Origin of the sequence: Heliomicrobium gestii (assembly GCF_009877435.1) — a bacterium.
Lineage (GTDB): Bacteria > Bacillota > Desulfitobacteriia > Heliobacteriales > Heliobacteriaceae > Heliomicrobium > Heliomicrobium gestii.
On sequence record NZ_WXEX01000009.1, the window covers coordinates 53,184 to 74,267 of the forward strand.

General features: G+C 56.3%; 21 protein-coding genes. 15 read left to right on the forward strand and 6 right to left on the reverse strand.

Features of this window, described 5'->3' with window-relative positions:
• Positions 1–21 precede the first annotated feature (21 nt).
• Complete coding sequence (locus GTO89_RS11365; protein ID WP_161262213.1) at positions 22–1,371, forward strand: ammonium transporter; 1,350 nt, start codon at positions 22–24, stop codon at positions 1,369–1,371.
• 90 nt (positions 1,372–1,461) lie between these two features.
• Here GTO89_RS11365 and GTO89_RS11370 read toward each other — a convergent pair whose 3' ends face one another.
• Positions 1,462–2,466, reverse strand: a complete 1,005-nt coding sequence (locus GTO89_RS11370) for a patatin-like phospholipase family protein (RefSeq protein WP_161262214.1) — start codon at positions 2,464–2,466, stop codon at positions 1,462–1,464.
• Between the two features lie 287 nt (positions 2,467–2,753).
• On the opposite strand from GTO89_RS11370, the gene GTO89_RS11375 reads away from it, so the two are divergent.
• The 6 genes from GTO89_RS11375 (at position 2,754) to GTO89_RS11400 (ending at position 6,388) form a co-directional block, all read left to right on the forward strand.
• Positions 2,754–2,951, forward strand: coding sequence for a hypothetical protein (locus GTO89_RS11375; protein ID WP_161262215.1), 198 nt, complete (start codon positions 2,754–2,756; stop codon positions 2,949–2,951).
• 61 nt (positions 2,952–3,012) lie between these two features.
• The gene (moaA, locus tag GTO89_RS11380) at positions 3,013–3,996 is read left to right on the forward strand and encodes a GTP 3',8-cyclase MoaA (protein ID WP_161262216.1); all 984 of its coding nucleotides are present in this window, start codon (positions 3,013–3,015) and stop codon (positions 3,994–3,996) included.
• A gap of 122 nt (positions 3,997–4,118) precedes the next feature.
• Positions 4,119–4,598, forward strand: coding sequence for a cyclic pyranopterin monophosphate synthase MoaC (gene moaC / locus GTO89_RS11385; protein ID WP_161262217.1), 480 nt, complete (start codon positions 4,119–4,121; stop codon positions 4,596–4,598).
• Between the two features lie 2 nt (positions 4,599–4,600).
• Positions 4,601–5,077, forward strand: coding sequence for an MOSC domain-containing protein (locus GTO89_RS11390; RefSeq protein WP_161262218.1), 477 nt, complete (start codon positions 4,601–4,603; stop codon positions 5,075–5,077).
• Positions 5,074–5,565: a molybdopterin adenylyltransferase gene (gene mog / locus GTO89_RS11395; protein WP_161262219.1), complete on the forward strand. Its 492-nt coding sequence runs from the start codon at positions 5,074–5,076 to the stop codon at positions 5,563–5,565. The genes GTO89_RS11390 and mog overlap by 4 nt, the downstream gene beginning before the upstream one ends.
• A 106-nt stretch (positions 5,566–5,671) precedes the next feature.
• A complete protein-coding gene (locus GTO89_RS11400) occupies positions 5,672–6,388 on the forward strand; it encodes a hypothetical protein (protein WP_161262220.1) in 717 nt (238 codons plus the stop codon).
• 93 nt (positions 6,389–6,481) lie between these two features.
• On the opposite strand, the gene GTO89_RS11405 is transcribed toward GTO89_RS11400, so the two are convergent.
• Positions 6,482–6,712 (reverse strand): hypothetical protein, encoded by a 231-nt coding sequence (locus GTO89_RS11405; protein WP_161262221.1) that lies wholly within the window; start codon positions 6,710–6,712, stop codon positions 6,482–6,484.
• Between the two features lie 150 nt (positions 6,713–6,862).
• Between GTO89_RS11405 and GTO89_RS11410 the strand changes: the two genes are divergently transcribed.
• The 5 genes from GTO89_RS11410 to GTO89_RS11430 all read left to right on the forward strand — a co-directional run bounded on the left by GTO89_RS11410 (position 6,863) and on the right by GTO89_RS11430 (position 11,558).
• A complete protein-coding gene (locus GTO89_RS11410; RefSeq protein ID WP_161262222.1) occupies positions 6,863–7,174 on the forward strand; it encodes a CC/Se motif family (seleno)protein in 312 nt (103 codons plus the stop codon).
• A 178-nt stretch (positions 7,175–7,352) separates the two neighbouring features.
• Entirely contained in the window at positions 7,353–7,895 is a 543-nt protein-coding gene (hpt, locus tag GTO89_RS11415) for a hypoxanthine phosphoribosyltransferase (RefSeq protein ID WP_161262223.1), read from the forward strand.
• 101 nt (positions 7,896–7,996) lie between these two features.
• Positions 7,997–9,538, forward strand: coding sequence for a glutamine-hydrolyzing GMP synthase (guaA, locus tag GTO89_RS11420; RefSeq protein ID WP_161262224.1), 1,542 nt, complete (start codon positions 7,997–7,999; stop codon positions 9,536–9,538).
• 344 nt (positions 9,539–9,882) lie between these two features.
• Positions 9,883–11,139: an AAA family ATPase gene (locus tag GTO89_RS11425; RefSeq protein WP_161262225.1), complete on the forward strand. Its 1,257-nt coding sequence runs from the start codon at positions 9,883–9,885 to the stop codon at positions 11,137–11,139.
• Positions 11,139–11,558, forward strand: coding sequence for a hypothetical protein (locus GTO89_RS11430; RefSeq protein WP_204758231.1), 420 nt, complete (start codon positions 11,139–11,141; stop codon positions 11,556–11,558). The genes GTO89_RS11425 and GTO89_RS11430 overlap by 1 nt, the downstream gene beginning before the upstream one ends.
• Before the next feature lie 253 nt (positions 11,559–11,811).
• Here the strand turns inward: GTO89_RS11430 and GTO89_RS11435 are convergent, their stop codons facing one another.
• On the reverse strand, positions 11,812–12,432 hold the full coding sequence (locus GTO89_RS11435) for a hypothetical protein (RefSeq protein WP_161262226.1): 621 nt from the start codon (positions 12,430–12,432) through the stop codon (positions 11,812–11,814).
• Between the two features lie 409 nt (positions 12,433–12,841).
• Between GTO89_RS11435 and GTO89_RS11440 the strand changes: the two genes are divergently transcribed.
• Positions 12,842–13,165 carry a DUF4405 domain-containing protein gene (locus GTO89_RS11440; protein ID WP_161262227.1) on the forward strand — a complete coding sequence of 108 codons (324 nt, stop codon included), beginning with the start codon at positions 12,842–12,844 and terminating at the stop codon, positions 13,163–13,165.
• A gap of 232 nt (positions 13,166–13,397) precedes the next feature.
• Here GTO89_RS11440 and GTO89_RS11445 read toward each other — a convergent pair whose 3' ends face one another.
• Both GTO89_RS11445 and GTO89_RS11450 read right to left on the reverse strand, forming a co-directional pair.
• Positions 13,398–15,356, reverse strand: a complete 1,959-nt coding sequence (locus tag GTO89_RS11445) for an SLC13 family permease (protein WP_161262228.1) — start codon at positions 15,354–15,356, stop codon at positions 13,398–13,400.
• A 306-nt stretch (positions 15,357–15,662) separates the two neighbouring features.
• Entirely contained in the window at positions 15,663–17,621 is a 1,959-nt protein-coding gene (locus tag GTO89_RS11450; protein ID WP_161262229.1) for an SLC13 family permease, read from the reverse strand.
• Between the two features lie 205 nt (positions 17,622–17,826).
• Here GTO89_RS11450 and htpG point away from each other — a divergent pair, with 205 nt between their 5' ends.
• Entirely contained in the window at positions 17,827–19,707 is a 1,881-nt protein-coding gene (gene htpG, locus GTO89_RS11455) for a molecular chaperone HtpG (protein ID WP_161262230.1), read from the forward strand.
• 67 nt (positions 19,708–19,774) lie between these two features.
• Here htpG and GTO89_RS11460 read toward each other — a convergent pair whose 3' ends face one another.
• The gene (locus GTO89_RS11460) at positions 19,775–20,425 is read right to left on the reverse strand and encodes a stalk domain-containing protein (protein WP_161262231.1); all 651 of its coding nucleotides are present in this window, start codon (positions 20,423–20,425) and stop codon (positions 19,775–19,777) included.
• A 245-nt stretch (positions 20,426–20,670) separates the two neighbouring features.
• Here GTO89_RS11460 and GTO89_RS11465 point away from each other — a divergent pair, with 245 nt between their 5' ends.
• Entirely contained in the window at positions 20,671–21,051 is a 381-nt protein-coding gene (locus GTO89_RS11465; protein ID WP_161262232.1) for a restriction endonuclease, read from the forward strand.
• The last annotated feature ends 33 nt before the right edge of the window (positions 21,052–21,084 follow it).

Sequence of the window (21,084 nt, forward strand, 5' to 3'; positions counted from 1 at the left end):
TGATACAGAGGAGGAGTAACAATGACACCCACGCCTGAGCAACTGGCCATGGGGATCGACACCGTATGGGTGTTGCTGGCCGCCGCACTTGTCTTTTTCATGGAAGCCGGTTTTGCCGCCTTGGAGGCGGGATTCGTCAGGGCGAAAAACAGCATCAACATCATCATGAAGGTCTTTATGGATTGCACCGTCGGCATGCTCGGGTACTGGGCATTCGGCTTTGGCGTTATGTACGGCTTGGACAAGGCCGGCATCATCGGAATCAGCGACTTCTTCCTGCAAGGGCAGGCCGAACATCTGGGCCTGAAAATCCCTCTCTACGCCTACTGGCTGTTCCAAGCGGCCTTCGCCGTCGCTGTGGCGACCATTGTCTCCGGCGCGGTGGCGGAGCGGATGAAGTTTGGTCCTTATATCGTGTTTAGCTTTTTGGCCACCGCCATCATCTACCCGTTGGCCGGACACTGGGTTTGGAATGCCGACGGCTGGCTTGCCAAGATGGGCATGGTCGACTATGCCGGCAGCGCCGCCGTTCACGCTGTAGGCGGCTGGGCGTCCCTCGCGGCCATTCTCGTTCTGGGACCTCGCATGGGCAAGTTCAACGCCGACGGCAGCCCGAACGTGATCCCCGGTCACAACCTGCCCCTGGCCGCCATGGGAGCTTTCATGCTGTGGTTCGGCTGGTTCGGATTCAACCCCGGCAGTTCCCTCTCCGGTCTTGACATGAATATCGCCCGCGTGGCCGTGACGACCAACCTGGCGGCGGCGGCAGGCGGCACCATGGGCGCCATCTATACGATGCTCAAATGGGGCAAACCGGATCCCAGTATGGTCATCAACGGCTGCCTGGCCGGGCTGGTCGCCATCACCGCCGGTTGTGGCAGCGTATCACCGGTTGGCGCCGCCGTCATCGGCGCCATCGCCGGCGTGCTTGTGGTTGAGGCTGTCGGCTGGGTCGATCACCTGCGGGCCGACGATCCTGTCGGCGCAGTGGCCGTTCACGGTTTCTGCGGCACCTTCGGCGTCATCGCCGTCGGCTTCTTCCACACCGAACGGGGCCTCCTCTACGGCGGCGGCATGGAACTGCTGGGCGTCCAGATCCTTGGCGTTCTCGCTGTCTCCCTCTTCGCCTTTGGCGCCACCTACCTGGTCTTCAGTGCCCTTAAGGCCACCGTCGGCATCCGCGTGAAGCCGGAAGAGGAGATTGACGGGATGGATCTGGCGGAACACGGCATCGCCGCCTATTCCGATGTGCCCAACTACACCGGCGCCCATCCGGCTGGCTTCCCTGTCGGCGGCCACCCCGCCGGTGGTCCTGCCGCTTTCGCCGAAGTCCCAGCCGGCTCGGCCCAGTGGACTTCCAGCAAGCCCTAGGGGACTGTGCGCAGTCACGTCTCGCGCCAGTGCAAGCGGACGCCCGCGAAAGGTTTTTTCTCGTAGCGACAACAAAGGGAGTGAGCATCCTCAGCGATGCCACTCCCTTTCGTTTTTTTCTTGGTTCCCTCTGCCGATGCGGATGACGAGTCCCTGTGATGTCCGGTGCTCCGTCACCGAGGGCTCTTTCGGCTGGACAGGGGGCGCTTGCAAGACGCGCCGGATCGATGGCATGACCGCCATGGCTGCAGCATACCCCACCTCGACGGCCGCGTCGATGTCATCGAAGTCAAAGACGCCCATGTGTCCAAGGGCCGGTTCGATGACCAGATCGGCGCCGCCCAGAATCGTGCAGAGGTCGATCTCATAGCCCAGGATGTCGATGGAACGCAGGACTGTTCCGATGAGGTTGTCCGGCGGCGTTGCCGGTGTATCGGGGTCGCGCAGGCTGACACAGATGACCACTTTGGCGCCCAAGCTGCGGGCCAGGTCGGTGGGCAGATTGGCCCGCACGGCTCCGTCGACGAGGCAGTACCCCTTCAGGCGAACGGGATGAAAGACGCCGGGGATGCTCGAACTGGCCCGGACGGCCTGGGCAATGGGCACGCCGGTGACGAAGCGCCGGTAGGGAAGGGGATCCTTCGGTTCCAGTTCCTTCGGCAAAAAGCAGATCGTCGCGCCGGTGATCAGATCGACTGCGGTCACCACAACCCGTGGGTCTGTGTCGTCGAAGGTTTGCTGTCCCCAGATCTGGCGAAGCAGTTTTTCCAACTGGTTGCCCACAAGAAGGCCGGTAGGCAGACCGGGCCAGAGCGCCGCGTTGGGTCGACCTTGGGCCAGGCGGAGGAGTCCCAACAACGCCCCGGTCATCCAGTGCCAGTCAAAGTCAAAGAGAAAATGCCGTGAGGCCCGTTTGGCGATGGCGATCATGTCCTCGGCCCGGTGACCGGTGCCGTAAAGGGCGCCGGCAATGCTGCCGGCGCTGACGCCGACGACAAGGGGAGGCCGCAGCCCTTCCTTTTCCAGAGCCTGGATCACGCCGATATGGGCGGCGCCGCGCGAACCGCCGCCGCTGAGGACCAATGCCCAGTCCATCGCCATCCCCCTCTCCATGACAGATACTTATGTGGCAGAGAGGGGAAAAATGTTAGAATCAGGGATGCTCAACGGGGAGTGGCGAGGGGAAACCCTTGACGAAGCGCGCTTCAACACGTATGCTAAAAACATCACAAGCGCGCTCAGAATATTGGAATTTCTCTCCGAATGGGGACGGCTGTGGGTTATTTTGATGATGGACGAGCCCGCTTCCCGCCTGCTTTTCATAAACCGGCGCCGCTTGCTTTATTGCCGCGATGTACGCTTGGATGGGGAGGAAGCATGTCGTGACAACGAATCGACCGGACGAACAGACCATGACGGCGATCCGAAAGGCCATGGTCGACGCCGTTGCCGATAACCGGCTGACCTGTGCCGATGCCCGGGCCATCGCTGAGACCTTTCACGTGCCTTACAGCCTCGTTGGACGCCTGGCCAACGATCTGAAGATCAAAATCCGCCACTGCGAGTTGGGCTGCTTCTAACCGCTGATTTAACGGGGTTCCCTTCTATGCACTCATACTGCCAAGAGACGGGGTGGCCGAAATGATTGATGCCTTCGCTCGGGACATCCACTACCTGCGCGTCTCTGTCACGGATCGCTGCAACCTTCGCTGTGTCTACTGCATGCCGGAGGAGGGCATTCCCCTTGTCGACCACCGCCAGGTGTTGCGTTTCGAAGAGTTTGAACGGCTGATTGCCATCGCCGCCAGCCAGGGCATCCGCCGTGTGCGGATCACCGGCGGCGAGCCGCTGGTGCGCAAGGGGATCGTCCCCTTCGTGTCGCGGGTGAAAGCGATGGCGGGCATCGAAGACGTGGCACTCACCACCAACGGCATCCTGTTGCCGTCCTTTGCCGGCGATTTGCAGGCGGCCGGCCTGGATCGCGTCAATATCAGCCTGGACACGCTGCGGCCGGAGCGCTTTCGCGACGTCACCCGTGTGGGACGGATCGACGATGTTTGGGCTGGCGTCGAGGCCGCCCTGGCGGCCGGCCTGCATCCCGTCAAGCTGAATGTCGTCGTCATGGGCGGCGTCAACGACGACGAACTGGCCGACTTTGCCCGCCTCACCCTGCAGTGGCCTGTCCACGTGCGTTTTATCGAACTGATGCCCATCGGAGAGGGCGATCCCCGTTTTCGCGGCCAATTTGTTTCCATTGAACAGATGAAAACAAAGATGGCCCAGGAGGGGTTGCGACTGGTCCACCACCCCGGTATCCGCGGTGGCGGACCCGCTCGCTATCACACCCTGGAGGGCGCTTTGGGGACAGTCGGTTTTATCAGCGCCATGTCGAAACACTTTTGCGGCGCCTGCAACCGACTGCGGCTGACGGCTGAGGGGAAACTGCGTCCCTGCCTCCACTCGCGACAGGAGATCGATCTGCGAGCGCCCTTGCGACGAGGCGCGCCCGACCATCTGCTGGCGCGGATCTTTCAAAGAGCCGTCGAGGCCAAACCCTATCAGCACAGCATGCTCGATGAAGGCTGGGGTGACCGGTCACGCCGCATGTCCCAGATCGGGGGATGAGCGACTGAGCAGAGGCAATGGATTTGTCTGAAGAAGCCTCCGTAAGGGCATGAGCCCCCGTATCGGGGGAGGTTCGATAAAGGCGATGAGTTTGATTAAAGCGATGACAGCGGAGGTGGCGAATGGATCCTTTGACGCATTTTGATGAAAAAGGCGGCGCTCGCATGGTCGATGTGAGCCTGAAGGGGGAGACGCGGCGCGAAGCGGTGGCTCGCGGACGGGTGCTCATGCACCGGGACACTTTCCGGCGTGTCCGGGACGGCCAGATCGCCAAAGGTGATGTGCTGGCTGTGGCCCGCCTGGCAGGCATTATGGCCGCCAAGCGGACGAGCGACCTGATCCCCCTCTGTCACCCCCTGTTTCTCACCGGTGTCGACGTGACCTTTACCCTCGACGAACTCCATTCGACGGTGGAGATCGAGAGCCGCGTCAAAACAACCGGCAAGACCGGTGTGGAGATGGAGGCCTTGACGGCTGTATCGGTGGCCGCCCTGACCATCTACGACATGTGCAAGGCCATGGACAAGGGCATGGTCGTCAGCGACATCCGGCTCGTCGAGAAGATAGGGGGCAAGAGCGGGCACTTCATCAGGGAGGAATGACTGTGGCAATGATCGTGGCTGTTTGCAGCAGCGAAAAAAAGGGGATGCGCAAGCAGAACGTCGGACAGGGGATGTTGGAGGCGGGCTTCGGTCTCACCGGTGACGCCCACGGCGGCCCCTGGCACCGTCAGGTGAGCTTGCTGGCGATTGAGAGCATTCAAAAGATGCGCGATCTGGGCCTTGATGTCCATCCCGGCGATTTTGCCGAAAACATCACCACCGAGGGCATCGACTTGACCGCACTGCCCATCGGCGCCCGGCTAAAACTGGGTTCGGAAGCCGTTGGCGAGGTGACCCAGATCGGCAAGGAGTGCCATACCCGTTGCGCGATTTACCACCAGGCCGGCGACTGTGTCATGCCCAAAGAGGGTATCTTCATCCGGGTGCTGGCAGGCGGCCTTGTCCGGGTTGGCGATGCGATAGAGGTCAGCGAACTTGAAACAGGAGCGAAGGTTGCCGGAGAGGGGGAGCGCCCATGATCCGCGTTGGCATCCTCACGGCCTCTGACAAGGGAAGCCGTGGCGAGCGGGAGGATCGCTCAGGCCGGCTGATCGAAGAAGCCGTCCAAACCATCGGCGGCGCGATGGCCGCCTACAAGGTCGTTCCCGACGAGCGGGATCAGATCGCCGCTGCGCTCCGGGAGATGACCGACGATCTTGGATTGGATCTGATCTTCACCACCGGCGGGACGGGTTTCTCGCCCCGTGACGTCACCCCCGAAGCGACCCTCGATGTGGCGGAACGAATGGTTCCCGGCATCGCCGAGGCGATGCGGGCGGAAAGCATGAAGATCACGCCCCGGGCGATGCTCACCCGCAGTGTCGCCGCGATTCGCGGCCGAACCCTGATCGTCAACCTTCCCGGCAGCCCCAAGGCGGTCCAGGAGTGCCTCGATATCATCCTGCCGGCTTTGCCCCACGGGATCGAGATCCTCAAGGGCGAAGCGAGCGAGTGCGCGCGCAGATAGACGGGCGATCGTGTTCCTTAAGCGAAGGAAAATTCCTCCGGTTCTAGCCCCCCTTGAAGGCAAAATACCCTCTCTGTAGGAGGTTTTTCCGGAAGGGGGGCTCCCCATGCGACGATGGTGGTGGTGGATCGCCGGTTTCACCGCCCTGTTTTTGATCGTGGGCCTCGGCGGCGGTTACCTGATGTGGAAAGCCCATGAAGAACTCTGGAATCCCAAGGATCCGATGACGGTCGTCAAGCGCGCCGTCGCGGGCACCCTGCAAAGCCCCAGTTTTTCCTTCGAGAGCACCTTTCTCATCCGTGTCGACGGGCGCGAAGAGGTGATCAGCCGGTTTTCTGGCGACCGGGCCGAAGGGGAGAAGTTTCACCTGAAAGGGACGCTCCTTCAATCGCCGGCCGAGATCTACACGGCGGGCAACCTCTTTTACCTCTGGGATCCCGTCAAGAAAAACTGGTACACCATTGAGAAAAACCGCTTTGGTCCTCAGGACTTGCTGCTTTCTGAGATCAGCCCGCTGACGGCGTTGGACATCAAAAACATCGAAGGCGTCACCGTCACCGGGATCGATAGTGTCGACGAAGACAAGTGCCTGATCATGGAGTGCCGGACCGAGGTGTCTAACCGCCTTTTGGCGGCTCTCTGGAAAGATTTTTACTACCGCATCTGGGTGGATCCTGAGAAAAACCGCATCTGCAAGGTGGTCGTCGAGGCCACCAGCCGCAACGGACCGAGGGATCGGCTGATCCTGATGCTGAAGTTTTGGAATTATGGCGGCCAACAGAACATCGATCTGCCGAGGGTGGCGGAACGGCAGCAGTTGTAAAATAGGAAAAAGGGATCGTGTCTGCCACGATCCCTTTTTCCCCTTGATCATTTGGCGCTTGGCGAAAAACCTACCGGTCGGCGGGAAGGTCCATCAAGAGGATTGCGCCAATTCGACGGGCACAACGGCCACCCAGGCTTTCTCTTTAGGGCTAAAATAAACACGATGACAGCGCAACTGCTGTTCTTCGACCCAACGGACGGCGTCGACGAGCCGTTCCGGATCGGCATCGACCGGGATGACAATGCCCTGCTCGGCGCTCCAGTTTCCAGCCCTATGTACCGCCTCAATGAAGGCCACCTTGGTTTTTTTCACCACCGGCATTCAATCACCCCCTTCAGGGAGATTATACCACCAAAATATGGAAATGACATAGGCGATTGTGATAAAAAACAGTTAAATCACAGCCCATCTGGTCTCGCGTTAACGGTAGAGGGCTGACATTGCAGCGAAAAAAGGCGCAAGGAGATAGATATGCATCATCACCGCTTTTTTCAGGATTGGACCATCACGCCGGCAGCCCAGGCTTTCATTGAACAAAAGGGCGGCGCCATCCATATCCCCATGAACCTGTCTGTGGGCTGCTGCATCCACCTGGACGCGCCGCCGGAGATCGAAGTGGGACCGCCTCGCCCGCAGGATCCTGCCGCCTATGAGCGCTTTGAAAAAGACGGTGTGACCATCTATCAGGACAAGCGCTTTGATTGCGGTCACCCGCTCACCATCGATCTCTCACGGGGCTTGCTCCGGGCGAAGCTGGCCGTAAAGGGCTGGCGGCTGGCCTAACAACGCCGAAGGATTTGAGCCGACCTTTGCGAAAGGAAACAAGGCTTTTCTGTTGACATCATTTTTCATTCGTTGGTATAATTTTAGCGATTCAACAAAGAGTATACCTGATTGGAACGTCGTCATGGCCGGGCTTAAGAGCCGGCCTTATTTCGTATTTCAGGAGGCGGCAACAGCGATGGACAAGGTCATCGATCGCGTACTGGTCAGTGAAGCAGCGATTCAAGCCAAGGTGCGCGAATTGGGCGAACAACTTTCTACGGACTATGCAGGCAAGGATTTGTTGGTCGTGGGCATCCTCAAAGGCGCCCTCGTCTTCATGGCCGACCTGATCCGGGCCATCCGCATCCCCATCGAGATCGACTTCATGGCTGTCTCCAGTTATGGACAAGGGACCAAATCATCGGGCGCCGTTCGGATCATGAAGGACCTCGATCGGGCGATCGAAAACCGGCACATCCTCATCGTCGAAGACATTGTCGATACCGGTCTCACCCTGAACTATCTGGTGGACAACCTCAAATCGCGGGGCGCTGCCTCGGTGAAGGTCTGCACCATTCTGGACAAGCCGAGCCGCCGCAAGACGCCTGTCGCCCCCGATTACAACGGTTTCACCATCCCGGACGAGTTTGTTATCGGCTATGGTCTTGACTATGCCGAACAATATCGCCACATTCCTTTTGTGGCCGTGCTGAAGCGGGAAGTCTACGAAAAAAAGTAGTCCTGCCAAAAGAAGTGGTTACGCGAGAAACATATCGACCCGCTGGAAACAAAAAGGTAAGCAAAACGGATCTGCTAGGACTTCGAGAGGAGCGAACTTTTTTGACGAAACCCCATGAAACCATCCTGGTCCTCGATTTTGGCGGTCAGTACAACCAACTGATCGCCCGCCGCGTCCGGGAATTGCACGTCTACTGCGAGATGCACCCCTTCACGATGAGCATCGACGCCATTCGGGAGATGAACCCGAAGGGCATCATCTTCACCGGCGGCCCGTCCAGCGTCTATGCGGAAAAGGCGCCTGCCGTCGACCCGGCCATCTATGACCTGGGCATTCCCATCCTGGGCATCTGCTATGGCATGCAGCTCATGGTCAACCAGCTCGGCGGCAAGGTCGGCGGGGCTGAGTCGCGTGAATTCGGCAAGGCGTCCCTCACCATCACCGTTTCGGAAGGTCCCTTCGCCGGCATGGAAGGCGATGTGCAGTGCTGGATGAGCCATGGCGACAAGGTCGAGATGTTGCCCCATGGCTTTGTCAGCTCCGGCAAAACGGACCATGCCCCCTTTGCGGCTATGGCCGATCCGGTGCGCCGCTTCTACGGCGTCCAGTTCCACCCCGAAGTGCGTCACACGCCCCAAGGCATGGATATGATGCGGAGCTTCCTCTTCGGCGTCTGCGGCTGCACCGGCGAGTGGACCATGGAGAACTTCATTGAAGAACAGGTGGCCGCCATTCGTGAACGCGTCGGCGGCGGCAAAGTGCTCTGCGCCCTCTCGGGCGGCGTTGACTCCTCTGTGGCGGCGCTCCTCGTCCACCGGGCCGTCGGCGAGCAACTGACCTGTGTCTACGTGGATCACGGCTTCATGCGTCTCAACGAATCGGAGCGGATCGTTAAAACCTTCCGCGACGAGTTGGGCATGAACCTGATCGCCGTCGAAGCGTCGGAACGCTTCCTGGCCAAGGTGGCCGGCGTCTCTGATCCGGAAACGAAGCGCAAAGGCATCGGCAACGAGTTCATCCGCGTCTTTGAAGAGGAAGCGGCCAAACTGGGTCAGGTCGACTTCCTGGTTCAGGGCACCCTCTACCCGGACGTGGTCGAGAGCGGCACCGCGACGGCAGATACGATCAAAACCCACCACAACGTGGGCGGCCTGCCGGAGGACATGAAGTTCGAATTGATCGAGCCCCTGCGCACCCTCTTCAAGGACGAGGTCCGGGAAGTCGGTCAAAAACTGGGCCTTCCCGAAGACATCGTCTGGCGCCAGCCCTTCCCCGGACCGGGCCTGGCCATCCGCGTTCTCGGCGAGATCACCAAGGAGAGCCTGGACATCCTGCGCCACGCCGACGACATCGTCTTCCAGGAGATCAAAAAAGCCGGCCTCTACCGGCAGATCTGGCAGTCCTTTGTCGTGTTGCCCACATCTGTCCGCAGCGTCGGCGTCATGGGCGACTGCCGCACCTACGAATACCCGGCCATCCTGCGCGCCGTCACCTCGGACGACGCCATGACGGCCGACTGGGCGCGACTGCCCTATGAACTGCTCGAAAAGATCTCCAACCGGATCGTCAACGAGGTCAAAGGGGTCAACCGGGTCGTCTATGATATCACGTCGAAGCCGCCGGGGACGATTGAGTGGGAGTAAGGGAGAGCCTCTCGCATAAATCGCTTGTCGCATAAATAGGCATATAAAGTGAAAAGAGGTGGCTATGATTTCCTGATGAATAGCGGAAATCGTAGCCACCTTTTTTTCGAATCTTTGTGAACGGTGCCCAGCAAGGATGGGTCAGCCCGCAAGGGTTGCTGGAACCGGAAGGAGGGGAAGGTCCCTCCTTTTCATTCATAGTCTTGGTTGCTCAAAACACATAACTAGCAGGGAATCGTCCCTGTTCAATCGAAAGAATTATGCGCGGATCGTGAGATGCATCGTCGACGCGGTGAAATAATAAAGCTCAGCTTCATCGATTTGGAGATAAGGGAGAATGACGGATGCTGCGTTGGATTGATTTACAGGGTGTTGGCCCTGCACCCAAAATGCGGATAGACTTCTCCGAACGAGTCAACGTCATCACCGGAGATAACGGGTTAGGGAAGACCTTTATGTTGGATGTGGCATGGTGGGCATTGACGCGTACTTGGGCTGACACACCAGCTTTGCCGCTCGGCGGAAAACGGGGGATTATTGAATACCAGATCCGGGGGAAAACAGGTGATGCGACGCCCGTTAAGTCCCTCTACCGGCCGGATGCGCAGGAGTGGCCTGTGAGAGCTGTCCGCCCAGCCATTCCTGGCATCGTCGTTTACCTGCGCATTGATGGTGGTTATTCCGTTTGGGATCCGGCTAGAAATTACTGGCGTAAAGAAAGTCCTGACCGTCCCGCCTCTTATCATTTTGACAACCGCCAGATCTGGGATGGTTTAAAAATTGGTGACATGAGTGTCTGTGAAGGACTGGAACGTGATTGGGTAAGTTGGCAGAAGGGGTCAGAGCCGCAATTCGAAATGCTGAAGGCGGTGTTGGAAAAACTATCGCCACCTGGAGAACGGTTATGTCCGGGAAAGCCAAAGCGGGTATTTTTGGGGGAAGGTTTTGATCGGCCGACCCTACAGTTTGGTCAAGAAGAAGTCCCGGTAGTTCTCGCTTCCGCCGGTTTGCGACGGGATCTAGCGTTGGCCTACCTGTTGGTTTGGGTTTGGCATGAACATCGACAAACAGCGAAACTCCTATATCGTGAACCAGAAACTCGGATAACGGTGCTGATTGATGAACCGGAAACCCACCTGCATCCCGGTTGGCAACGCCGCATTGTCCCGGCGTTGTTGCAAGCGGTTGACGTTCTTCAGGGCGACCAAGCCGCTCAGATCCAGTTGCTGTTAGCGACTCATTCCCCGATGGTATTGGCTTCACTGGAACCGATATTTGATGAGGAACGCGATGTGCTCTATCACCTCAAGACGGTCAGCGGAGAAGTGGAACTGAATCTTCAGCCATGGACAAAACAGGGGGACGTGACCAATTGGTTGGTTTCTGAGGTGTTTGGTCTCGAACAGGCTCGATCGGCGGAAGCGGAGCGGGCTATCGAAGCGGCAGAGGCGTGGATGCGGGGAGAAAAGGCTAACTTACCGGAAGGACTAAACGATGCGGCGAGTATCCAGCGAGAACTGGAACGAGTACTTGCTGGGCACGATTCCTTTTGGCCTCGATGGGTCATATCGGTAGGAACGGGCAGTGGAGGAACAGCTTGATGATTCACTTTGATCCTGTTCCGGAACCGCGTGACTTTGATGAAAAGTGTCGTAAAAGAGGTAGAACTTGGCTTGAAGCTCATCCCGATGTATCGCGACCCAAAGATTTTTGGAACCCTTTCAGGAGTCAACTCGCTGACGGATTTAGAAACTTATGCGCATATACAGCAATGTATGAACCGGTCGGCACGGTCGATCACTATCTGAGTTATACGAATCGACCGGAACTTACATATGAGTGGAGCAACTATCGATTTGCAGCCAGTTGGGTAAATTGCAGTAAACAGAATGCGGATGATAACATCCTTGACCCTTTCAAGTGGGGGATGATTGGTTTGAAATCATACTCTCGTCACTTCAACTGGTTGTCTCAGATTCTATCCCGGAGGAAAACAAAGAAATTGCTCTATATACGTTGAAACGGTTGCGCCTGCGCGATGATGAGCGGGTCATCCGCCAGCGTCGAGCGTGGTATCACTCGTATTGTGAAGGAAAGTTAAATATTGATGGGTTGCGTCAATATGCCCCGTTGATCGCACGTGCAGTTGAAAAACAGACTGCCGGGTTGAGGGACCCCCATAATTCTTGAAGTCAATCCTTTAAATCATCCGAAAAAACGGCCTGGGCCGCTCACGATTCTCGTGACGTCCAGGCCAGGGTATTGAAAACGAGTTATTTGTACAACCACACGACTTTTCTGTTTTTAACGATATTTGTAGCCCAACATAATACTCGGTGGTAATCATCCGAAACAATCAGATCCTCAACGAATGCATCATGTAAATCAGACGCTATTCTTAGAACGGCATCCGTTCCTAGTGTTTCATTAGGAAGTAGATCCTCTTTTTCAGGGTCATTACAATTGATTTGGTAATAGGCAGGGGTCTTTAATTGGGGGCAAACGACTACATGGATGTTTGAAATAGCGCCTTTTCTCGCTTGTTCCGCCATAGGGGGACTATAGGCCAGATAAGAGATTAGATCATCACCAGTAACATGCTTAAAAAAGCTCATGATGCCGTGGTGGTCCAAAGAACATCCCCGCTTGAATCCGGCTAATTGAAATATACGCTCTTCCTTAACTACCTCCATGATTTCTCTGATTTCTAACCCTAAGAGCATTGCAATCTCGAAGATTTCATTCGGCTCAAAAGAGTTTCTGTTTAACTTTCCCCATAAAGTTCTTTCATTTACCGGTTCACCGTCTGTTTGCCGGATCATCTGTCCCGATAACCAACGTATCGTTTTATTTTGCTTTTTTAGTTCGTCTAAGAAGTAGCGACCGAAATTCAAAGAAAGGCACCTCCATTGTTACCCCTTTCCGCATTCTGATTACGAGTATATTATACTTCAAAATAAACAACAAGTATTCGAGTGCAATTTTTTGGATGAAATATAAAAATAGATCGACTTCGTGCCAACCATAGTGGAATCAACGGTGGTTACGCGTTGCAGAGTATATGCAAAACCGTGACCACCGTTTTTCATTGCCCTCATGTTTTATCGATAAATCGCATAATCTGGGTAGAGTCGGTGCAGGATGGCGCGCTCCGAGTCGCCGTCGAGCGGTTCCGTGTGGGATAAACAGGCGCCTCTTCTTAAAACGTTCAACAAAAGGACACAAACCTTTCAGATGCATTTCATTTTTGTCTGATATCTTTAGTTCACAGACAAAAACAACAAACATCTGGGAGGTTTTCAAATGAGTTCCATCACCAATTCATCGATGCCCCACGTGAGCACCGATTGCAAAATCGCCACCCGCTCATCGGTAGGGAAAGTAAAAGGCATCCTTTCCACCGCCTTGGCCTTGCTCGGCCTGATCGTCACCGTAACCGGCGTCGGCCTGTTCGTCGCGCCCCATGGCCCTTCCGCTGCCAAAGGCTGGACCTTCTTGGGGATGAATGTGCCGGCCATGAAAGGCCTGCACATCTGGCTCGGATTTGGGATGGTTGCCTTCGTTCTCGGTCACTTTGCGCTGAATCTCAAGACGCTCATGGCTGAACTCAAACAGGTCTTTCGGTGATCTGACGAAGGAATCCTAATCCTCAAACCCCAGGAATAAAAACCCGATATTCCGCCCCGTTGAACCAAATCTGATCAACTACCCCTCCGACCGTCAGTTTCGACCGACGGTCTTTTCCTTTTCCACTCCATTCAATTATCTTTCCTTACCTTTCCGTTCCTGTCCTGTTCTCTTTTCATTGCGACTTCCTTTATCTTTTAGTTTCTGTCCCCAAGTCGGCGACAAGGAAACCCTAGTAAATCAGTCCAAGCATCTCCCAGTAGGGCTCGGCGACACAGATCGAGATCGCGCAGATCATGCCGTAGAGGATCGCCAACGACCGTGTCTGTCCGTGCGTAAATACCCGCTTATCGGTTCCGTCCAACAGGGTGAAGTAGATGGCGTTTTGGTTCGGCAGGATCCAGGGATTGCAGGCCATCAGCATGATCAGGCCGACCAGGAGCGGACTGAGGCCCATGGCCTCGCAGAGCGGCGTCACCGTCAACATGCCCACAAGCAAACCGGGCGAGATGGGCAGCACAAACCGCAGCAGGGTAATATAGAGGGCGACCGATAACAAAAAGATCAAGGGACTGCCCATGACCGACTGCAACAACGGTTGCAACAACCGGGATAAGGCATCGGTCAAGCCGGCCTCTTTCATGGCGTTGCCAAAGCCCAGCATCGATCCGAAGGTGATCAGAAAGCCCCAGTCGATGCCGGAGCGAATCGTTTGATCGGTCAGCACAGCGCCCACATAAAGAATCAGGAAGCTGGTCAGAGCCACCCAGGCGCCGTCGATGCGATGCCAAGACTGGGTCAGAAAGCCGATCAGGGAGAAGGAGGTCGCCAACAGGCAGACCTTTTCTTCGCCCGTCAGGGCGCCCAGGACCTTCAGTTGCGCCTCAATCATGGCGGGTTTGATCACCAGTTGTGACTTGTAGGGAAAGAGCAACAGAATCGCCAGGAGCGACAGGAGAAAAAAGGGGAGGCCCAGGGGAGCGGCGGTGAGAAACCAGGTCTGATAGGAGAGGGATTGCGCCAGCGGCTGGGGGAGCAGTCCGAGCACGACATAACAGACGGCCGCGCCGTTCATGAACAGGAAGGACATGTGGCCGAAGCCGAGGAGGCAACTCATCGCCAAGCCGACAGAGGCGCTGCTGCCGGCGGGAAGGCGCAGCGTTTCACTCAGCGCGACCAGCATGGGCGTCATCAGCGCCACCCGGCCGTTGGCCGACGGGATCACCGGTGTGAGCAGCATGCCCGTGATCGCCCATGCCAGGGTTTGTCCGCCATAGTTGGGCGGAAAGCGCTTCATCACCAGCAGCGCCAACCGGTACATCAGCCCGGTGCGTGAAATCCCTGCCGTGAGCGCCGATACGCCAAGGATCAGAAACCACGAGGAGTTCGAAAATCCGGAAAAGGCCGCAGTGGGTGTGGCGGCATGCAGCAAGACGGCGGCCAAGGGCAGGCACAACGCGACGGCATGGGGAGAAACCACGTCGACAGACCAGAACAACGCTGCTGCGGCGATGATCTGCAACAAGGCGATATGGGAACCCTTCATCCCGAGTGAGTGAAGGAAGATAGACAGAAGCGACTCCACCAGGACCACGAAGATCAGTAAAGCCAGCAGTTTTTGTTTTTTCCGGAGCCGCAGCCAGGGGGCGAGGGGGGACAACCAGGTCAGCGCAATGGTTGACCAAAGGGGCTGGCGCCGCGGGTGCGCTTCTTCTACAGATACGCCAGCGGAACGAGGGGAGAGCGCCTGTTCCTTCGCCCGAGCCACATCATGACCGGAGTGAATGGCCAACCGTTCTGACAGCAGCTTGGCCAAGTCGATGGCCAGGCTGTGATGCTTCGATAACAAGTCGTCGAAACGCTCCTTCGATAAGCGGGCCAGCAGGCAAGGCGTGTCGGTCTCCACGGTGGCGGTCCGGGGAACACCGGTCAGCAAGGCCATCTCGCCGAAACAATCACTGGCGCCAAACTGAGCGAGGAGGCGTGGTTTTTGTCCGGGAAGCGGTTCACGGTACACCGATACGGAACCGGAGAGAATCACATAGAGCGAATCGCCACGATCGCCCTCGCGAAAGATCACATAGCCCGCCGGCAACTGCACCTCTTCAAACTCCGGCAACAGTTTCGCCCGGTTAATGCGGTCCAGGCCCGAGAAGATGGGGATAGTGGATAACCGTTCATCAATGTCCACGAGGCAAACATCTCCTTTGGCGCCGGCGGTGTCCATGCGATTTTTAACTATATATACACATATGTGATGATTGAATCGGACATAACGCCAGTGGGAGCGTCGATCTCCCCGAAGGTGACACCGTCGCCGGTTTACCCGCCTCGAAGGGGTCGGCCATGGGTGTCCTGTTTGTGCGGCTGGCGCGGCAGCGCGCAAAAAAAACGAAGCGAAACCCACCGGGATTGACGGGGTGGCTCTCGCTTCGCCTTTGCTTCTGCATGGATGCTTACCGGCATCGCGCAGGGGGATGTTTATTTGAGCGGATCGCTAATAGATCAACCCCACCATTTCCCAGTAGGGCACCGAAACGCCGATGGCGATCAAACAGATCAGGCCATAGAGCATCGACAAGACCCGTGTTTGTTCATGCTTGAATAACCGGTCATCGGTTCCGTCCAGCATGGAAAAGTACATGGCGTTTTGGTTGGGCAGCACCCAGGCGTTGCTCGTCAGCAACAGGATCAGGCCGACCACAATTGGATGGATATGCATGGCGCCACAGAGCGGCGTCACCGTCAACATGCCCACGAGCAGGGCCGGCGTGATGGGCAGCACGAAACGGAGCAGATAGATGTACAGGGCGACAGCGAACAAAAAGGCGATCTGATTGCCCATGACCATCGCCAGCAGCGGTTGCAGCATATGGGACAGGGTGTCGGTCAAACCGGTGTCTTTCATGGCGTTGCCGAAACCCAGCATGGACCCGAAGGTGATCAGAAAGCCCCAATCGATGCCGGAGCGGATGCTCTTATCGTTCAACACAGACCCGGCATAGAGGATGAGGAAACTGGTCAGGGCGACCCAGGCGCTGTCGATCTGGTGCCACGTCTGGGTGAGAAAGCCGATGAGGGAAAAGGAGGTCGCCAGCAGGCACACCTTTTCCTCGCGGGTCAATGGTCCGAGCACGGTGAGCTGCGCGTCGATCATCTCCGGCTGGATCTGCAGCGGTTCCTTGTGCGGAAAGAGCAGCAAAATCGCCGCAAAGGATAAAATGAAAAAGGTCAAGCCCAGCGGCGCCGCATCAATCAGCCAGGTCTGATAGGAGATCCACTGGGCATCGGCGTGGGGAATCAACCCCAGAATCAAGTAACAGACGGCAGCCCCGTTCAGAAACAGAAAAGACATGTGCCCGAATCCCAGCAGGCAGCTCATGGCCAGGCCGGCGGTGGCGTTGCCGCAACCGGGCAGCCGCAGCGTTTCGCCGAGCGCGAGCAGCATGGGCGTCATCAGGGACACGCGGGCGTTGGACGAGGGGATGACCGGCGTCAGCAAGGCGCCTGTGAGCGCCCAAGCCAAGGCTTGTCCGCCATAGTTGGGCGGAAAACGTTTCATCACCAGCAGCGCCAGCCGGTACATCAGCCCTGTGCGCGATATTCCCGCTGTGAGCGCCGAAACGCCGAGGATGAGAAACCAGGAAGAATGAGAAAACCCGGAAAAGGCCACAGCCGGCTTGGTGGCGTGCACCAACACGGCGGCCAGGGGTAGGCATAAAGCGATGGCATGGGGAGAGAAAAAGTCATAGGCCCAGAACAGGGCCGCCGCGGTGATGATCAGCAACAGGGCGATATGGGCGGCTTGCATCCCCGCCGATTGGAGAAGGCAGTACAGCAGTGTCATCAACAGGGCCGTCGAGGAAAGGAGCCAAAAGGGCTTCGCCTCTTTCAGCCATCCTAGCCAAGCGGCGCCGCCGGCGCCGGAGGGGAGGGGCAACATGGCAAACAAGCGCCAGCGGCTCGTAACCGCCGCTTCGGGAAAATCATCGAGATCGATGTCCGTTGCCGCGATCACGTCGTGGAGCTTGCGGTTGTGACCGGAATAGATGGCCAACCGTTTCGACAGCAGCCGGGCAAAATCAATGGCCACACGGTGATGGTGATTCACCAGATCGTCGAAACGCTCCTTGGACAGGCGCGCCATCCGGCAGGGAGTGAGGGTCTTGGCGGTGGCGGTCCGGGGATCGCCGGCCAAGAGGGCTGTCTCGCCAAAACAATCGTTGGCGTCATAGCGGGCCAAGATGCGCGGCCCTTGCCCGGGGGCCGGTTCGCGATACACCACCACAGAGCCGGAGATAATGATGTATAGGGAATCGCCCCGATCGCCTTCGTGAAAGATGATCTGGCCCGCCGGAAAGCGGATCTCCTCAAACTCCGGCAGCAGCTTTGCCCGGTGGACCCGGTCCAAGCCGGAAAAGATGGGCATCTCCAATAAACGCAGATCGACATCCACAGACAAAAAACCCCCGTTTCCGCCAGAATTAGAGAGTCGATCTCATCTTACTTGATTTCACTGGAAAAGAACAATAACCGGGTGAATCTTTGTTGACATCCATCCTTTAATTTGGTAAAAAAAATATAGCGATTAGCACTCAAACATCGAGAGTGCTAATCGCGCCTGAAGAGGACATGCTCGAATTGCTGGAGGAGGAGTCGCGATGACAGTAAAACAGTTTCAAGCGGAATCCAAAAGACTGCTCGATCTGATGGTGAACTCCATCTACACCCATAAGGAGATTTTCCTGAGAGAACTGATCTCCAACGCCAGTGACGCCATCGACAAAATCTACTACAAGGCCCTGACCGACGAATCGATCAGCTTCAACCAAGCCGATTACTTCATTAAAATCGAGGCGGACAAGCCAAACCGGACCCTGAAGATCATCGACAGCGGCATCGGCATGACCCAGGCCGAGATGGAAGAGAACCTTGGCGTCATCGCCAAGAGCGGCTCCTTGGCCTTCAAAAAGGAAAATGAGCTAAAAGACGGCTTCGACATCATCGGCCAGTTTGGCGTCGGCTTCTATTCCGCCTTCATGGTCTCCGATGTGGTCACCGTGATCAGCCGCGCCTTAGGCAGCGATCAGGCCTACAAGTGGGAATCCCAGGGCGCCGATGGCTACACCATCGAACCCTGTGCGAAAGACACGGTGGGCACTGAGATCACCCTCAAGATCAAAGCGAATACGGAAGACGAAAGCTATGACGAGTTCCTGGAAGAGTACCGCATCAAGTCGATCATCAAGAAGTACTCCGACTTCATCCGCTACCCCATCAAGATGGACGTGACCAAATCCCGCCTCAAAGAGGGCAGCGAAGAGGAGTACGAGCAGTACACGGAAGAGCAGACCCTCAACAGCATGGTGCCCATCTGGAAGAAGAATAAGAGCGAACTGACCAAGGAAGACTACGACAACTTCTACTCGGAAAAGCACTTCGGCTTTGACAGCCCGCTGCGGCACATCCATATCAACGCCGAAGGCACCATCAGCTACAAAGCCATCCTCTACATTCCCGAGAAGATGCCCTTTGACTTCTACACGAAAGAGTACGAAAAGGGCCTCGAACTCTACGCCAACGGCGTGCTGATCATGAACAAATGCGCCGACCTGCTGCCTGACTACTTCAGCTTCGTCAAAGGGATGGTTGACTCGGAAGACCTGTCGTTGAACATCTCCCGCGAACTGTTGCAGCATGACCGGCAACTGAAGCTGATCGCCAAGAACATCAAGTCGAAGATCAAGAGCGAACTGGAAGACCTCCTGAAAAACGACCGCGACCAGTATGTGGAGTTCTTCCAATCCTTCGGAAAGCAGTTGAAATACGGCCTCTACAGCGATTTCGGCTCCCACAAGGATGTGCTGCAAGACCTGCTGCTCTTCTACTCGTCGAAAGAGAAGAAGCTCGTCACCCTGGACGAGTATGTCTCCCGCATGCCTGAGGACCAGAAGTTCATCTACTACGCCGCCGGCGACTCCATCGAGCGCATCGACAAGCTGCCCCAGACGGAACTGGTCGCCGACAAGGGCTACGAGATCCTCTACTTCACCGACGATGTGGACGAATTCGCCATCCGCATGCTGCGGAGCTACAAGGAGAAGGAATTCAAGTCCGTATCGAGCAGCGACCTGGGCATCGAGGCCGAGGAAAACAAAGAGGCATCTGATGCGGAAAAACAGGAGAACCAGGAACTCTTTACGGCGATGAAAGACCTCCTGGCCGACAAGGTCAAAACGGTCAAGGCGTCGAAGCGCCTGAAGCAGCACCCCGTCTGCCTGTCCAACGAAGGCGAACTGAGCATCGAGATGGAGAAGGTGCTCAAAGCCATGCCGAACGGACAAGAGGTCAAAGCCGACAAGGTGTTGGAGATCAACGTCAACCATGCGGTGTTCCAGGCGCTAAAAGAGGCGCGGGAGCGGGATCAAGAGAAGTTTACGCTGTACACGGATCTCTTGTACAACCAGGCCTTGTTGATTGAAGGCCTGCCTGTCGACGACCCGGTTGCCTTCTCCAATAACATCTGCAAGATCATGGCGTAAGCAAAATCATGGCGTAAAGGAAAAGGCGGCCTTTAAGAGCGAAGATTCTTAAAGGCCGCCTTTTTGTTCATTCTGCAACCGGATCCAGGTCATACGATGGCAGTTTTCCGCTCGTCACGAACCAGTTTGCGTAGTTGTCATGACTGTCGTAAGTAAACTTTTTGATGGTGATGCTCTCCTTTGACCGGTACTTTTGACCGGTCGAATCGGTCAAGACATAGCTGATATCGAAGGTCGCCGTATCGGCGTCATTGCCGGGTTTCTCCGATAACTCATAACTGACGATCCAAGGGCTGGAGCCCCCGATCACCCAGTTTAAATCCTTATAGTCCCCATACTGCTGCTGCTTTAATTCTGGAGACAACAGGGCGTAGCGCAGTGCGCCGTTCCTGTGCATGGCCGCCTCGGCCCAACGCCGCGCCGCCTCCTGTTTGTCTGCCGGTTTCAACGCCGATTCCAGCTGTTGGATTTGAGTTTGTCTTTGATCCAGTATGGAAATGGTCTGCTTGGCCTCATCCCATTCGACGGATCCGCCCATGGCTTCAACAATCTGCCGCACAGAACCGACGATGTGGCCGTTGTCGAGTCGCAAGGGAACAACCGGTGGGACGTCCTTGTAGTTGAGCGATAATTTTACTGTGCTCGCTGCATAGACAACGCCGGCAGATAATGCGGGGAGCAATAGGGCAATGGAGCCGAAAAGGAGTTTTTTGTTCATGGAACATCTCCTCCAATGCTGGTGTGTTTGACTTGAAGCTACACCTTCTTACGTTATATGGTAACACAAATGGGATTAACAGTAATACAGGTTTTCCTTGATCTCGTCATTTCCTTTGCACATCTGCCTGAGCTTTGAAGGGAAAGAGGCAACGATTTATAGAAATAGCTACATGACATAGGGGCAACAAGGTTAATCGAACATAATCACGATGAAACTACCCACTGTTCTGCTTGGAGAAATGTTTGATCTCTTTTGAGAACCTTTGCAAAGATCTATTTGAATTCAACGGCAACACCATCACCCAGCGCAATAAGTACGATGGCAAAGGTGGAGACATCCACTTCTGCTGCATTCGACAACGAATCGACCAGTCGCGCTTTGAGAATGGTCAGGTAAATTTATTTGTTCAGGTCAAAAAGCATGTGGGGACGATCGATGACTGGGCGGAGACACAATTGCTGCAAATGATGCAAAATGAGCCAGATGCCGACGGTTGCGTTATGTCATTGGCTGACGGTTTTAGCGATGACGCCCGAGCATTGGCCGAAAACAACAACATTCTGCTGATGGACGGCTTGAAGATCAGTGAATGGCTGCTGAAGAGAATGGTCGCCAAATTCTAAAGGCTGTGAAACAAGAGGGCCGTCAGTGTTCAC

Coding starts and splice junctions, on each gene's coding strand:
- moaA (WP_161262216.1), top strand. CDS start 3,013: ATGATTGATGCCTTCGCTCGGGACATCCACTACCTGCGCGTCTCTGTC.
- GTO89_RS11405 (WP_161262221.1), bottom strand. CDS start 6,712: ATGCCGGTGGTGAAAAAAACCAAGGTGGCCTTCATTGAGGCGGTACAT.
- GTO89_RS11425 (WP_161262225.1), top strand. CDS start 9,883: ATGCTGCGTTGGATTGATTTACAGGGTGTTGGCCCTGCACCCAAAATG.
- GTO89_RS11400 (WP_161262220.1), top strand. CDS start 5,672: ATGCGACGATGGTGGTGGTGGATCGCCGGTTTCACCGCCCTGTTTTTG.
- GTO89_RS11460 (WP_161262231.1), bottom strand. CDS start 20,425: ATGAACAAAAAACTCCTTTTCGGCTCCATTGCCCTATTGCTCCCCGCA.
- GTO89_RS11370 (WP_161262214.1), bottom strand. CDS start 2,466: ATGGACTGGGCATTGGTCCTCAGCGGCGGCGGTTCGCGCGGCGCCGCC.
- GTO89_RS11410 (WP_161262222.1), top strand. CDS start 6,863: ATGCATCATCACCGCTTTTTTCAGGATTGGACCATCACGCCGGCAGCC.
- GTO89_RS11440 (WP_161262227.1), top strand. CDS start 12,842: ATGAGTTCCATCACCAATTCATCGATGCCCCACGTGAGCACCGATTGC.
- GTO89_RS11430 (WP_204758231.1), top strand. CDS start 11,139: ATGATTCACTTTGATCCTGTTCCGGAACCGCGTGACTTTGATGAAAAG.
- htpG (WP_161262230.1), top strand. CDS start 17,827: ATGACAGTAAAACAGTTTCAAGCGGAATCCAAAAGACTGCTCGATCTG.
- hpt (WP_161262223.1), top strand. CDS start 7,353: ATGGACAAGGTCATCGATCGCGTACTGGTCAGTGAAGCAGCGATTCAA.
- GTO89_RS11365 (WP_161262213.1), top strand. CDS start 22: ATGACACCCACGCCTGAGCAACTGGCCATGGGGATCGACACCGTATGG.
- moaC (WP_161262217.1), top strand. CDS start 4,119: ATGGATCCTTTGACGCATTTTGATGAAAAAGGCGGCGCTCGCATGGTC.
- mog (WP_161262219.1), top strand. CDS start 5,074: ATGATCCGCGTTGGCATCCTCACGGCCTCTGACAAGGGAAGCCGTGGC.